The organism is Pseudomonas sp. DG56-2 (assembly GCF_004803755.1).
GTDB lineage: Bacteria > Pseudomonadota > Gammaproteobacteria > Pseudomonadales > Pseudomonadaceae > Aquipseudomonas > Aquipseudomonas auratipiscis.
Genome location: NZ_CP032311.1, coordinates 1,183,477 through 1,197,074, shown reverse-complemented (window position 1 = coordinate 1,197,074; position 13,598 = coordinate 1,183,477). Strand labels below are relative to the sequence as shown.

At 58.6% G+C, this 13,598-nt stretch carries 11 protein-coding genes and 1 tRNA gene; 9 read left to right on the top strand and 3 right to left on the bottom strand.

Annotated features, from left to right (window positions below):
* Window positions 1-115 precede the first annotated feature (115 nt).
* The 4 genes from D3Z90_RS05620 to D3Z90_RS05605 all read left to right on the top strand — a co-directional run bounded on the left by D3Z90_RS05620 (window position 116) and on the right by D3Z90_RS05605 (window position 4,080).
* Window positions 116-1,000: an alpha/beta fold hydrolase gene (locus D3Z90_RS05620; RefSeq protein WP_136474804.1), complete on the top strand. Its 885-nt coding sequence runs from the start codon at window positions 116-118 to the stop codon at window positions 998-1,000.
* Window positions 1,001-1,151: 151 nt separating this feature from the next.
* Window positions 1,152-1,225, top strand: a tRNA-Gly gene (locus tag D3Z90_RS05615).
* Window positions 1,226-1,530: 305 nt separating this feature from the next.
* Entirely contained in the window at window positions 1,531-2,184 is a 654-nt protein-coding gene (locus D3Z90_RS05610) for a glycosyltransferase family 25 protein (protein ID WP_136474803.1), read from the top strand.
* A gap of 189 nt (window positions 2,185-2,373) precedes the next feature.
* Window positions 2,374-4,080 (top strand): SulP family inorganic anion transporter, encoded by a 1,707-nt coding sequence (locus D3Z90_RS05605; RefSeq protein WP_136474802.1) that lies wholly within the window; start codon window positions 2,374-2,376, stop codon window positions 4,078-4,080.
* 17 nt (window positions 4,081-4,097) lie between these two features.
* Here the strand turns inward: D3Z90_RS05605 and D3Z90_RS05600 are convergent, their stop codons facing one another.
* Window positions 4,098-4,733, bottom strand: a complete 636-nt coding sequence (locus D3Z90_RS05600; protein ID WP_136474801.1) for a LysE family translocator — start codon at window positions 4,731-4,733, stop codon at window positions 4,098-4,100.
* Between the two features lie 69 nt (window positions 4,734-4,802).
* Complete coding sequence (locus D3Z90_RS05595; protein WP_136474800.1) at window positions 4,803-5,876, bottom strand: glycerophosphodiester phosphodiesterase; 1,074 nt, start codon at window positions 5,874-5,876, stop codon at window positions 4,803-4,805.
* A gap of 107 nt (window positions 5,877-5,983) precedes the next feature.
* Between D3Z90_RS05595 and D3Z90_RS05590 the strand changes: the two genes are divergently transcribed.
* The 5 genes from D3Z90_RS05590 to D3Z90_RS05570 all read left to right on the top strand — a co-directional run bounded on the left by D3Z90_RS05590 (window position 5,984) and on the right by D3Z90_RS05570 (window position 12,236).
* Window positions 5,984-7,006: a DUF4917 family protein gene (locus D3Z90_RS05590; protein WP_136474799.1), complete on the top strand. Its 1,023-nt coding sequence runs from the start codon at window positions 5,984-5,986 to the stop codon at window positions 7,004-7,006.
* A gap of 86 nt (window positions 7,007-7,092) precedes the next feature.
* On the top strand, window positions 7,093-7,632 hold the full coding sequence (locus D3Z90_RS05585; RefSeq protein ID WP_136474798.1) for an RNA polymerase sigma factor: 540 nt from the start codon (window positions 7,093-7,095) through the stop codon (window positions 7,630-7,632).
* Window positions 7,629-8,579 (top strand): FecR domain-containing protein, encoded by a 951-nt coding sequence (locus D3Z90_RS05580; RefSeq protein ID WP_136474797.1) that lies wholly within the window; start codon window positions 7,629-7,631, stop codon window positions 8,577-8,579. The genes D3Z90_RS05585 and D3Z90_RS05580 overlap by 4 nt, the downstream gene beginning before the upstream one ends.
* 115 nt (window positions 8,580-8,694) lie before the next feature.
* Window positions 8,695-11,247: a TonB-dependent receptor gene (locus D3Z90_RS05575; protein WP_136474796.1), complete on the top strand. Its 2,553-nt coding sequence runs from the start codon at window positions 8,695-8,697 to the stop codon at window positions 11,245-11,247.
* 101 nt (window positions 11,248-11,348) lie between these two features.
* Complete coding sequence (locus tag D3Z90_RS05570; RefSeq protein ID WP_136474795.1) at window positions 11,349-12,236, top strand: DMT family transporter; 888 nt, start codon at window positions 11,349-11,351, stop codon at window positions 12,234-12,236.
* A 44-nt stretch (window positions 12,237-12,280) separates the two neighbouring features.
* Here the strand turns inward: D3Z90_RS05570 and D3Z90_RS05565 are convergent, their stop codons facing one another.
* On the bottom strand, window positions 12,281-13,498 hold the full coding sequence (locus D3Z90_RS05565) for an SAM-dependent methyltransferase (RefSeq protein ID WP_136474794.1): 1,218 nt from the start codon (window positions 13,496-13,498) through the stop codon (window positions 12,281-12,283).
* Window positions 13,499-13,598 lie beyond the last annotated feature (100 nt).

Below are 13,598 nucleotides of genomic sequence, written 5' to 3'. Positions count from 1 at the left end.
AGCGTATCGGATCGACAAGGGCCCTCGGTTTCTCTTCAAGGCGCATGCCTACCTGTCATAAAGAACGCGCATTCTTGCATGTGCGAACACCCTTTTTGCGCCAGGAGTCGACGAGATGAGGCCAGAAATTGCTGTGCTTGATATACAAGGTCAGTATCGGGTTTACACGGAGTTCTATCGCGCAGATGCCGCTGAAAAGACGATCATCCTGATCAATGGCTCGTTGGCCACGACGGCCTCGTTTGCCCAGACGGTTCGTAGTCTGCACCCGCAATTCAACGTGGTTCTCTATGACCAGCCCTATGCCGGGAAATCCAAGATCCACAACCGTCACGAGCGGCTGCTGACCAAGGAAACCGAAGGACAGATACTGCTGGAATTGATCGATCACTTCGCTGCCGATCACGTGATGTCGTTTTCCTGGGGCGGTGCCTGCACACTGCTAGCTCTGGCACACAAACCGCGGCGCATCGAGAAGGCCGTCGTCAGTTCGTTCTCACCGGTCATCAACGAGCCAATGCGCGACTACCTCGAGCGGGGTTGCCATTACCTCAGCGCCTGCGACCGTTACCAGGTAGGCAATCTGGTCAACGACACCATCGGCAAATACCTGCCCTCGCTGTTCAAGCGCTTCAACTACCGGCACGTGAGCAGCCTGGACAACCACGAATATGCGCAGATGCATTTTCACATCAACCAGGTGCTCGAAAACGACTTGGACAATGCCCTACGCTGCGCACGTGTAATCGACATTCCGGTGCTGTTCGTGAATGGTGAGTGGGACGAGTACACCACCATCGACGATGCACGGCAGTTCAGCCAGCATGTGCGCAACAGCCACTTCAGCGAGATCCGAGCGACAGGACATTTCCTCGACATGGAGCACAAGGCAGCCTGCAACGATACCCGCGATGCATTACTGGGCTTTCTCAAGCCGGCAGTACGAGAATCGCGTGTGCGTTATCAGCACGCTCAGGATCACCATGCCCTGGCGATCTGAACAACAGCGTTGGCGGTAGCACAGCCTCTTGCATCAGTGGCAACGGCCAAAAAGAAGATGCAGGATCTCGTGCTACCGGCCACCGTCCAGTTTTTTTGCAGGGCAACACTTCAAACTTCATCGTGATTCTGGTAAAAAGTCAGCCCTGAAAGCGGGTGTCGTATAATGGCATTACTCCAGCTTCCCAAGCTGATAACGAGGGTTCGATTCCCTTCACCCGCTCCAGCTTTGTCCAGGTGTTCAATTTCTTTTCTGTAACAGCATTCTTTGCCGTTAACCGTAACAGAATCAACGGAAACACCATTAGCGTCTCTCCCCTCTTGCTCTCGTCATTTCAGACCCTGCTCTGAAAGAAACACTTGATCTGAGCCCGTGTCTGCGCAAGTCAGTCCGAAATGACCGTATCTCCCTATGGGCTAAAAAGACCCTTGGCGTTTTAATTTTCTGGCGTTCGACCCCTGTCTGTTGAACTCGCCAGCACATAGAAATCATGCATGTTCAGGAGTTGTTGGTGATTCAAGGATTGCGCGGTGAGTAAGATCAAGTTCGATGTAGATGCTGTGTACTGCATATCGCTTAAAGAACGGACCGACAGACGTGAGTTGTTCAGGAAAACCCTGGGTTGCCTACTTCATAACCCGGTAATATTCCATGTCGTCGAAAGAAACCAAGACCCTGTAAAAGGTTGTTACGAATCTCACCAAGCGCTGGCAAAGAAAGCGCTGGACGAAGGATTAAACCGAGTACTGATCTTTGAAGATGATGTTAAGCCCTACGAATTGAAGGCAACACCGATTCGTTGGATCAATCGCTTCATCCGCACTCGAAACTTCCAGGCGCTGCACTTGGGCTACAGCATGGGCAGAACATGGTTGACCTGGTTCCCCTACATTGCCCGAGGCAAGGTTGTAGCACTGCATGCCTACATTCTTTCCCGCGAGGGATGTCAGGTGCTGGCCAACACGCCTTACGACGGCACGCCTGTGGATGTGGTGTTCAAAAAGCAGATCAAACAACATTGCGCGTTTCCGATGCTGTTTCGCCAACACGCTGGATCGGACGTTGGCAGTGATATCGAAGCGGTCGTACGCAATGAAGATGACTGGTGGCAACGCAACTGGGACAAACACCGGCGATCACCGGTTAAAAACTTCTGGCGCACGATGCTTCGCCTGAACTTCTAGTCCTGACACGCACGCTTATCAACAGGCGCCCTGGGTTCGAGTAGGCCGCCGACCTGGGTTGACTCGAACGCCAGCGCAAGACCAGCACAACCTTTTGATCTGGCACCAGCTTTGGATCGTGCAATGCGCTTTAATTAGAGCGTTTGCGTATTCTTCAGCCTTGTTGCGAAACACTCTAAAGGACTGTTCATGCTGCTCTCACGCTGGCTCCCAGGCCTGTCCAATCTTTTGCACTATCGCCGCGAATGGTTCCATGCCGACCTGCAAGCTGGATTGTCGGTGGCAGCCATCCAGATTCCGATCGCCATCGCCTATGCACAGATCGTCGGCTTGCCACCGCAATACGGGTTGTACGCCTGTATTCTGCCGATGATGGTCTATGCCTTGGTGGGCAGTTCAAGGCAATTGATGGTCGGCCCGGATGCAGCGACCTGCGCCATGATCGCAGGCGCCATTGCCCCGCTGGCGATGGGTGATCCCGCCCGGCTGGCGCAGTTGTCGGTGATCATCACCCTGCTGGTTGGACTGATGTTGATCGGCGCGGGCGTGGCACGTGCCGGTTTTATTGCCAGTTTCTTCTCGCGCCCGATTCTGATCGGTTACCTGAACGGTATTGGCCTTAGCCTGTTGGCAGGGCAGTTGGGCAAGGTCCTGGGCTTTCAGATAGAAGGCAATGGTTTCATCCTCAGCCTGATCAACTTGATCGAGCGCCTGGGAGAAATCCGCTGGTTGACGCTCACTATCGGCATGGCAGGCCTGGCGCTGCTGATCTGGTTGCCGCGTCGCTACCCGCGCCTGCCTGCTGCCTTGGTCACGGTAATTATCGCCACAGCAGTGGTCGGCGTGTTTGGCCTGGATCGTTTCGGTGTGGCTATTCTCGGCCCGGTACCCGCAGGCATCCCGGAGCTGACCTGGCCTCAAACCAACCTGGAGGAGATGAAAAGCCTGATGCGCGACGCCTTGGGTATCGCCACGGTGAGTTTCTGCAGCGCAATGCTCACGGCCCGCAGCTTCGCGGCTCGGCACGGTTATGCGATCAATGCCAACCATGAGTTCCTGGCACTGGGAGTGACCAACATCGCCGCGGGTGTTTCCCAGGGTTTCGCCATCAGCGGTGCCGACTCGCGTACGGCGGTCAACGACATGGTCGGGGGCAAAAGCCAACTGGTGGGTATTATTGCTGCCTTGGTTATCGCCCTGATTCTGTTGTTTTTCACCGCACCGATGGCCTGGATTCCACAAGCAGCGCTAGGCGCCGTACTGCTGATGGCCGGCTGGGGCCTGATCGATGTGAAGTCCCTGGGCAAGATCTACAAGCTCAGCCGTTTCGAGTTCTGGCTGTGTGTGCTGACAACCGTTGGGGTGCTGGGGCTCGGCGTACTGCCGGGTATCATCTTTGCCGTAACCCTGGCGATCCTGCGCCTGCTCTACAGCATCTACCAGCCGACCGATGCGGTGCTGGGCTGGATGCCCGGCGTCGAAGGTCAGGTGGATATCCGTCAGCACAAGGAAGCCCGCACAGTGAAGGGGCTGGTGGTGTATCGCTTCGATGACGCGATCCTGTTCTTCAATGCCGACTACTTCAAGATGCGCCTGCTCGACGCAGTGCAGCAGGAAAATGAGCCTCGGGCAGTGCTATTCGACGCCGAAGCGGTCAGTTCGATCGACGTCAGCGGCATATCAGCATTGCGCGAGGTGCGTGACACTTTGCAAGCGCGTGGCATCCACTTTGGCATCGCCCGAGCGCGCGGTCAGTTTCTACGCATGCTGGTGCGCTCGGGCATTGCTCGAGAAATGGAAAAAGGCATGCTTTTCGGGTCAGTGCGCTCGGGCATCCGCGCCTACCGCCTGTGGCGCAACCGCACGCGCAAAGGTGCCGTATCGGCACCGACCTGAGCCGCAGGGCCGCAGCCTTAGCGCTGCGGCATCAGCCCCGGCAGAGCATGCATCAAGGCATTGACGGCAAAGCCGATGAACATCAGCCCGCAAGCCCGGGTGATCCACAGTTCGTAGCGGGTATAGAGCGTGCGCACATGGCGCGCGCCAACCACCGCGATAAGGATTACGTAGGCCAGCAGGCCACCGACAAAGCTCAGTGCGATGAGCATTGGCAGCATCGACCAGTCCAATGCTTCGGCGCGGCTGGAGAGCAAGGCGGTGAAGGTTGCAACTGCCACCGGGTAGGCCTTGGGATTGGTCAGGCCGAACACCACACCATGCCAGAACGGCTTGCGTACAGGACCGCGCTCACCGTCAGCGCTGCCAGGACGGCTGCGCAACGCGCGCCAACCCAGCCAGAACAGATACAGACCGCTGAGCAGGCCAAGAATATCGAACACCGAACTGCCAATCTGACGGGCCCCGACAATAGCGACCAGCGCCGTGCTGCACCACAGCACATCGCCGAGCAGGTGACCGCAGAGAAAGCCCGCACCGGCCTTGCGGCCGCGCGCAGCGCCAATGCCCAGCACCGCCAGCACACCCGGACCCGGGGTGATGCCATAGATAAAACCAGAAGCCATTACGGCAAACAGCAGCGAAAAGGTCATTGGCAAAGGGTTCCGAGCGAACACGCAAAACGCGCAGTCTACGGTAGCTATTGGATCCAGACCAGATCCTCAATAGCCTTGTTCGTCGAGTATTTGCACTTCGTTCAGGGCTGCCGGGCGCGAGAAGTGGCGCAACAAATTGCCGCTGCGATTGGTGAAGATTCCATCCACCCCAGCAGCCATGACCTTGGCGAAGTCCACTTCTTCGTCAACGGTGTAGACATGCACCAATAGTTGCTTGTCATGGCTAAGACGGTTCATCCACGGCTGCGCCAGGTCGGCGTAACTCTGCGCACCTCCGGCCGAGCGCGCCGCCGATGGGCCGACACCAATGGCACCCGTCGCTTTGGCGTAATCAAGCCAGCGTTCGAACTCAGCCTGGCTCTCGGGCTGTTGTCGGGCGTAGAACGCCGCCTTGTCGGATTCACCCGATTGAGCGAAGGTCTGCTTGGATGCCGGCTCGATACCGCCGTCGCCGATCCATAACAACAACACCCTGGGCACCTGTGGCATCTCCTGTTGCAGTAACGCCAGACTGCTGCGGTCAAAGCTCTGCAGCACCACCCGCCCCGGTTGCTCGAGCCAGCCGCGTGCCTGCAGGCGGGCCTTGAGCTGGGCCTCGATGCCGGGAAACAACCGCGGTTTCTTGGTTTCGATATAGAGCCCGGGCTGCTTGCGCGGATCGCCTTCGGCGATATCTATGACCTCATCGAGCGTCTGGATCTTCAAGCCCACGAAACGGCTCCGAGCACGTTCGGGATAGGCTTTGTTGAACCAACTGCCGACATCGAGCAACTTCAATTCAGCTAGGGTAAAAGCGCTGACCGGGCTGTTTTTGCGCTCGGGAAAACGCTGCGCAACATCACTGGTGCGCAGCAGCGTATCGTCATGCACAGCAACCAACACGCCGTCGCGACTGCGTTGCAGATCCAACTCCAGGTAATCGGCCCCCAGTTCACGCGCCAACAGATAGGCCGGCGCCGTGGACTCCGGCGCATCGAACGAGGCGCCGCGATGGGCAATCACTGCCGGGTGAGCAATGCCCTGTAGATGCGCCAGTGCCTTGCCCTGTCCGGCATCGCTCAAGCCAGCGAGCGGCAACAGCGCCAGGCAGCAATAGCGGCGAATCCCTTCAAGCAACATAGTCGTACCTCAATTGTGCAGCGCATCCAGCATAGTCGCCGACGCTGATGACAAGCCGGTTGCATGCTAAAGTCGCGCCGATTGCCGCCACATCATAGAGATGCCGAATGTCCCACACCAACCTCGATGCCAGCCTTCACTCCTGGCCGGAACTGATTGCCAGCCATCCTTGCAGCGGTCTGCTCCTGGGCAACGGCGCCAGTCGAGCATTGTGGCGACCTTTCACCTATTTCTCCCTGTTCGAAGAAGCCCAGCGGGTGCGGCACAAACCGCTCGGCCTGACTGATCAGGCGTTGTTCAAATCCCTCGGTACCGAGCTGTTCGAGCCGGTACTCAGTGCGTTGAACACCACCGTACGTGTTAATGCGGCCCTGGCGGTCAGTTCATCAGCGCCTTTGAATCGCTACTACGCGATCAAGGAAGCACTGATTCACGCGGTACGTAGCGTCCACCTCCCCTGGCGCCTGCTGCCGCAATCGACGCTGCAGGTGATCAACAGCGAGCTGCGTAACTACCAGAGCGTCTACTCGAGCAACTACGACTTGCTGTGCCACTGGGCCGCCAGTCAGACGCCGGACGCATTCCAGCAGCTGTTCAATGAAGAGGGCGTTTTCGATATCCGCCACACCCGCAGACCGGGGACACGCCTGCTCTATCTACACGGTGGCCTGCATCTGCTCAAGCAACAGGACGGCAGCACTCGCCAGCGCAGCGCCAGCGATAGTCAGCTGCTCGATGGCTTTGCGGTCAATACCCCGGGTGACGTACCACTGTTCGTCAATGAAGGCAGCAGCGATGACAAGCTCAAGGCCATCAGCAGTTGCGACTACCTCACTTGGTGCCTGGGCGAACTTGCCGGCCATCAAGGTGGCCTGTGCCTGTTCGGCCAGCATCTGGACGGCAGCGACCGCCACTTGCTGCACGCTATCAAAGAGGCGCACCCGGCGTATCTGGCGATCGCCATCCGCCCCTTGAGCGAGGCCTCGATCATCAGCCAGAAGCAGCACTACACCCAGCGCTTTGCCGACACGGCAGACCTGCCGCTGTACTTCTTCGACGCCAGCAGCCACCCCCTGGGCGCGCCGGAGCTTGAAATTCCGGTTCCGCTGGTCACGCGCAAGCGGCGCTGACGGCATGATGATTTCGCCATGGCAAATCACAATAATTATCGCTAACATTCGCAGCTTTCTTCTTCGCTCCATCCTGGAAAGCTTGCATGCAACGCCCCAAACCGGACTCGCTGGGCCACGATACGTGCCGCGGGTTTTATGCTGACATCCTGCATTTCCTGCGCAAGCGCATGGATAACGCCAGCGATGCCGCCGACATGACACAGGATGTGTTCGCCCAGTGGCTGGGCTATCGTGATCGGTCGCGGGTAGAGCAGCCACGAGCCTTTCTGTTCCAGGTCGCGCGCAACCTGCTCAACGATCACTGGCGCCGCCAACGTGTTCGTCACGCCGTGCTGGATGAACAATCTCAGGCCGATGACGTCACTACCTTGGACACTCGCAATGACCCGCTGAACCATGCCCAGCAGCAACAACGCCTGGAGCAATTGAAACGTGTTCTCGCCGAGCTCTCGCCGCGCCGCCGCGAAGCCCTTATGCTGCACCGTTTCGAAGGTCTGACGCAGGCACAGATCGGGGAGCGCATGGGCATCTCCGTGAGCATGGTAGAAAAACACATTGCCGCTGCACTGCTGCATTGCAAACAACGCCTGGACAGTGACGACGGCATGGAGCAGCCAGAATGACTACAACCCCAGAAATCGATAAGCGTTCGGTCGATGCCCAGGCGGCCAGCTGGTTCACACGCAACCGCAACAAGCCATCGAGAGCCGTGCGCAAAGAGTTCGAGCAGTGGATGCAGACGCCCGAACATGCCCGAGCCTACACCCAGTTCGTCCAGCTCTGGGATGATTTGGCTGCACTCAAAACCCTAAACCAACCCGTGCCTCTGCCTACTCGCAAGGTCAGAAATTGGCGCCCGGGACTGGCGGTGGCCGCAGCCGTGTTTTGCGCGCTGCTGGCGGGCAACCTGGGACTGCCAAACCATCACTATGCCCAGACGGTAGCGGTCTACAACGAACAGCCGCAGACCCTCGAACTGCCTGATGGCAGCCAATTGAGCGTCAATGCGCACACCCACGTGCGCATTGATTTCGATGGCGACCGGCGCCTGATTCATCTGGACAAGGGCCAGTTCTACATCGATGTTGCCGCCGACAAGGAACGGCCATTGTTTGTCGATGCCGGTAGTGCTCGTGTGCGGGTAGTGGGTACCGGTTTCGACCTGCGCCGCAGTCGACATGAACTGGTGGTAAGCGTCTCCCACGGTCAGGTCGCCCTGGAAACGCCCGGAGAGAAGCAAGCACCGGCATTGCTCGGTGCCCGCCAACGCGCCACCTACAACCTGGCCCGTGGCAGCGTCAGTTGGCAGACCCTGAGCAATGAAGAGGTGGCCGACTGGCGCGGTGGTCATGTGACGTTTCGCGATCGCGAACTGAGCAGCCTGATCGATGAACTTTCACTCTATCGCTCCGCTGAGATCCTGCTCGCCGACCCTGCGTTGGGCCGCTACAGGGTCTCCGGTAACCTGGATGTCGAAGACCCCGATGCATTGCTCAATGCCCTGCCCGCCTTGCTCCCCGTCAAGGCCGTCACCCTCGCCGACGGCCGCGTGCGCATCGAGCGCAAATAAAAACTGAGAATATTTTTCATTCGCATATGAGGGTTTCAAGCGCCGCCACGTCTTCCTCCCGTCTGCGTAGTCACTGCAGGCCTTTTTGGCATCTGTTGCCGTACTGGGGGATTTCATGTTGCGTGCGTTTCGTCCACTTTCACCGCTGTCTGCCCGTCCATCGCTGTTGGCAGCCTGCCTGGCCCTGAGCCTCCAGGCGCAGGCCGCTCCGGTCGAGCTGCAGCTGCCGGCACAATCACTGGCGGTGTCGTTGAGCCAGTTGGCCCAGCAGGCAAAGGTGCAATTGCTGTTTGACGAAGCCCTGCTGCGCAGCGTGCAAGCCCCTGCCATTAACGGCACTTACGAAGCCCAGGCGGCCATCGACGTGTTGCTGCGCAACAGTCGCTTCGCCGTGGTCAAGGTCGGAAACACTTATGTGGTGCGACTGCGCGACGATGATCCGACAGCAGACAACGGCATCCAACTGGGCGCGCTCAGCATTGTTGGCGATGGCCAGCAGGTTGACCCCAGCACCGTTGGCCGCTCGACCCTGACCCAGGAGGATATCGACCGCTACCAGCCCAGCAACATTCCCAGCGTGCTATCGACCCTGCCCGGGGTGAACATGGGTGGATCGGCCAAACCAGGTGGCCAGACCATCAATATCTGGGGCCTGGGCGACGCCGAAGACGTACCCATGACTGTCGATGGGGCTACCAAAAGCGGCTTTGAGCGCTACCAGCAGGGCACCATCTTCATCGAGCCGGAGCTGATCAAGAACATCGAAGTGGAGAAAGGCCCGCACTCGATCTTCACCGGTAACGGCGGCTTCGGCGGCAGTGTCAACATGATCACCAAAGATGCCCCCGATTTGCTGCAGGAAGGGCGCAACAGCGGCGCCATGCTCAAATACGGCTATGCCAGTAACGATCACCAGCAGGTCTACAGCTCGGCCTTGTTCGGGCGCACCGAAGATGGCCGCATGGATGCACTGGTGTACCTGACCAAGCGAGATGGTGGCGACATGAAGCTGGCCGGTACCCTACCGGATCCCGACAACGACTACCCAATCAACCCCCAACGCCTGCCCAACAGTGCCCTGGATCTGGACGGCGGGCTGCTCAAGTTCAACATGCACTTGACTGACGAACACACCTTGGGCTTTTCCTGGTCGCGTTCTCAGAGCGAGCGCTGGGCGCCTTTCTCCTCCACCGCCTACCCTACTCCGCCGACCCAGAGTGACATCGACAGGTTCGGCTACGACAACGCCCTCAAGCGCTACCTGGCCAATCGCACCACCACCGATACCACTTGGTCGACCACCTATAAGTACCAGCCGATCAACAACCCGCTGATTGATCTGCAAGTGAAGTATTCGGTATCTGATACCAAGCAAACCGACGAGCGCGATGCCACCGCGTTTTTCCAGCCGTCCACCGGCGGGCGCAAGATGGACACCGAATACACCGACCAGATGCTCGATGTACGCAACGTCAGCCTGTTTGCCACAGGCCCCCTGGAACATGCATTCACTTCGGGCTTGCAGGTACGTCGCCACGAACGTGACACGCAAATGTGGATGCCCGGCGCAAAATACGACACCCCGCTGTACAACAACGGCCACTACCAGCCCAATTTCATGCCGAGCGGTAGCGTCGACAGCCAGGGCTACTTCATCCAGGACGCAATCACCCTGGGGGACGTCACTGTGACCCCCTCTCTGCGCTACGACCATGTTGCCAACAAGGGCAAGGAAAACGACGCGCCGTTCTACAACAACCCGAAATTGGGCCACGACTACAGCGAAAAAACCTACAGCGGTTGGTCGCCACGCCTGTCGATTTTCTGGAAGATCAACGAACACACGGCCTTTTTTGCCGACTACAGCAAAACATGGCGGGCCCCGGTACTCGATGAGCAGTATGAAATCCAGGGTCTGGGCAGCCGTACCGCTTCCAGCCGTAACCTTGACCCGGAACGCATGACCGCCCTGCGCGCCGGTAACATCACCAATCTGTCGAATGTATTCACCGATCAAGACATGGTGCTGATCCGTACCACCTTGTTCCGCAACGAGATCGACGACGAGATTTTCAAAGCCACCGGCATTGGCTGCCCGCAGCAACTGGTCAACGGCGAAAGCATCTCCAAGGCCTGCGGCAAAGGCTTGATGTCCAACTACCGCAACATCAAAAGTGTGACGATCAAAGGTTTCGAGGTTGAAAGCTTCTACGACTCCACCTACCTCTTTGGCTCGCTGTCGTACTCGTGGATCACCGGTCGCCATGAAGGTGCCTACACCAACCCTTGGGGGCCGGATGTTTGGGCCAAAGACATTCCGGCGCCAAAATGGATCACTACCCTGGGCGTGAAGATCCCCAACTGGGATGCCAAGGTGGGCTGGCAGGCACAGTTCATCCGCAAAACCGACCGCCTGCCCAGCGACAATTACCGCGAAGGTCCGGGCAGCTCCCTGGGTGACCGCTACTACGATCATTATGCCAACGACGATTACCAGCTCCACGGTCTGTTCGCCAATTGGAAGCCCCAGCAGCCATACCTCAAGGGCACCGAAGTCAACCTGACCATCGACAACCTGTTCAACCAGGATTACCGCGCTGAACTCAGCGGCGCCTACGCCTACAGCCAGGGTCGCAACGCCAAGGTGAGCATCACCCGCTTCTTCTGATCGACAGCAAACTGTACGGATGAACTTGTGACCAACTGTAACCGGATCATCCGTGCCGACTGTGGCTCAATGACGGGACTCATCTGTCACAGGCTTTCGTTATGTCCAGCCGCGAAAACACCGGGATGGCCCTTGGGCTGCTCGGTGTCATCATTTTCAGTCTGACCCTGCCCATGACGCGAATCGTCGTACAGGAAGTGCATCCTTTGCTCAACGGTCTGGGTCGCGCCTTGCTGGCGGCCATTCCGGCCGCGGCCTTGCTGCTTTGGCGGCGAGAGAAATGGCCAAGCTGGCGGCAGATAAAGGGACTTAGCTTGGTAGCGCTGGGCGTTATCCTTGGTTTTCCGGTTTTTTCTGCCTGGGCCATGCAGACAGTGCCAGCGTCCCACGGCGCGTTGGTCAACGGTCTGCAACCGCTGTGCGTGGCTATCTATGCTGCCTGGCTGTCCCACGAGCGCCCGTCGAAAGCCTTCTGGGCCTGTGCCGCCCTGGGCAGCGCACTGGTGCTGGCATACGCGATGATCATGGGCGCCGGACAGATCCAGGCGGGCGATTTACTGATGCTGGCGGCCATCGCCGTGGGTGGCCTGGGCTATGCCGAAGGTGGACGGCTGGCGCGGGAGATGGGTGGCTGGCAGGTGATCTGCTGGGCGTTGGTGCTATCGAGCCCGCTGTTGATCGGCCCTGTTGTGTACCTGGCTTTACAGCATCAGGGACCGGTGAGTGCCAAGGCCTGGTGGGCATTTGGCTACGTGTCGCTGTTTTCGCAGTTCATTGGTTTCTTTGCCTGGTACGCGGGACTGGCGATGGGCGGGATCGCCCGCGTCAGCCAGATCCAGTTGCTGCAGATCTTCTTCACCATCGCCTTTTCGGCGCTGTTCTTCGGCGAGCACGTAGAGCCGATCACCTGGGTGTTTGCTGCAGGCGTGATCGCTACCGTAGTCCTGGGGCGCAAGACCCAGGTGCATCCAGCGCCCGTGCGAGCCTGATCACCGGGCAAGCCCGCTCCCATAGAATGGGAGCGGATCGATCTTCAGGCTGCGATCAGGCCATCAGCGCGCAACAAGGTCTCCAGGCAGTGCTCCTGAACGCCGTAGAACGCCTTCAACTGCTGGATTTTTTCCAGCAAGGCAGTTGGATTCTGCGGCGCCTGACGCTTCACCGCCAGGATCATCTTGTTCTTGTTGGTGTGTTCCAGCGAGATGAACTCGAACACCTTGGTTTCATAGCCACAGGCTTCCAGATACAAGGCACGCAAGCTGTCGGTGAGCATTTCTGCCTGCTGCCCCAGGTGCAATCCGTACTGCAGCATCGGTTTGAGCAGGCCCGGGCTGTGCATCTGCGGACGAATCTGTTTATGACAGCACGGCGAACACATGATGATGGCCGCACCGCAGCGAATTCCGGTGTGAATCGCATAGTCGGTAGCGATATCGCAGGCATGCAGAGCAATCATCACTTCGATGGCGCTGGGCACTACGCTGCGCACATCCCCACACTCGAACACCAGTCCCGGATGCTCCAGACGCGCAGCGGCGGCGTTGCACAGGTCAACCATGTCCTGGCGCAACTCGACCCCCGTTACCTGGGCTTCGCGCTGCAAGGTGTTGCGCAGGTAATCGTGGATAGCGAAGGTCAAATAGCCCTTGCCCGAGCCGAAGTCGGCAACGCGCAGCGGCTGATCGACAGCCAGCGGCGCTGAGTTCAACGCATGGGAAAACACTTCGATGAACTTGTTGATCTGCTTCCACTTGCGTGACATGGCCGGGATCAAGGCGTACTGCTTGTCGGTCACGCCCAGGTCATGCAGAAACGGCCGGCTCAGTTCCAGATAGCGCTTTTTCTCCCGGTCGTGTTCACCGGCAGACGCCTCGCGTTCTTGCTGGACAGCCTTGCGGTGCAGCATCGGTTTGCCCTTCTTGCTGAACTCAAGCTGTGCTTCATCACTGAGACTCGACAGGTGCGCATTGCGAAATGATGCGGGCAACAACTCTGCCACCAGCGCCAGGGCTTCCTGGTTCGGCACGTTACGGGTGATATCGCGGGTCTGGTAGCGGTAGACCAAGGACAGGCACGCCTGGCCCTTCACTGTAAGCGGCTTGGCAATGATCCGTTGCAAGGCTTCTTCAGTACCGACGTGGCGCGCCAGCACCAGCTTGATCAGGGCATTTTGTTCCAGACTGGTGGCGAGCAGGCTCAGAAATTGCGCACGTGCATCCGGCGCGGCCTGGGCGGTGAAGGAATCGGACATCAGGGGTGGGTGCCTCGGATTGCGGAAGGAGCGGCTAGGCGCAGTGCCGGCATTTTACGTGGATGACCGGCCTGCGCACAGCTTTTGTCGATCAGCGTTT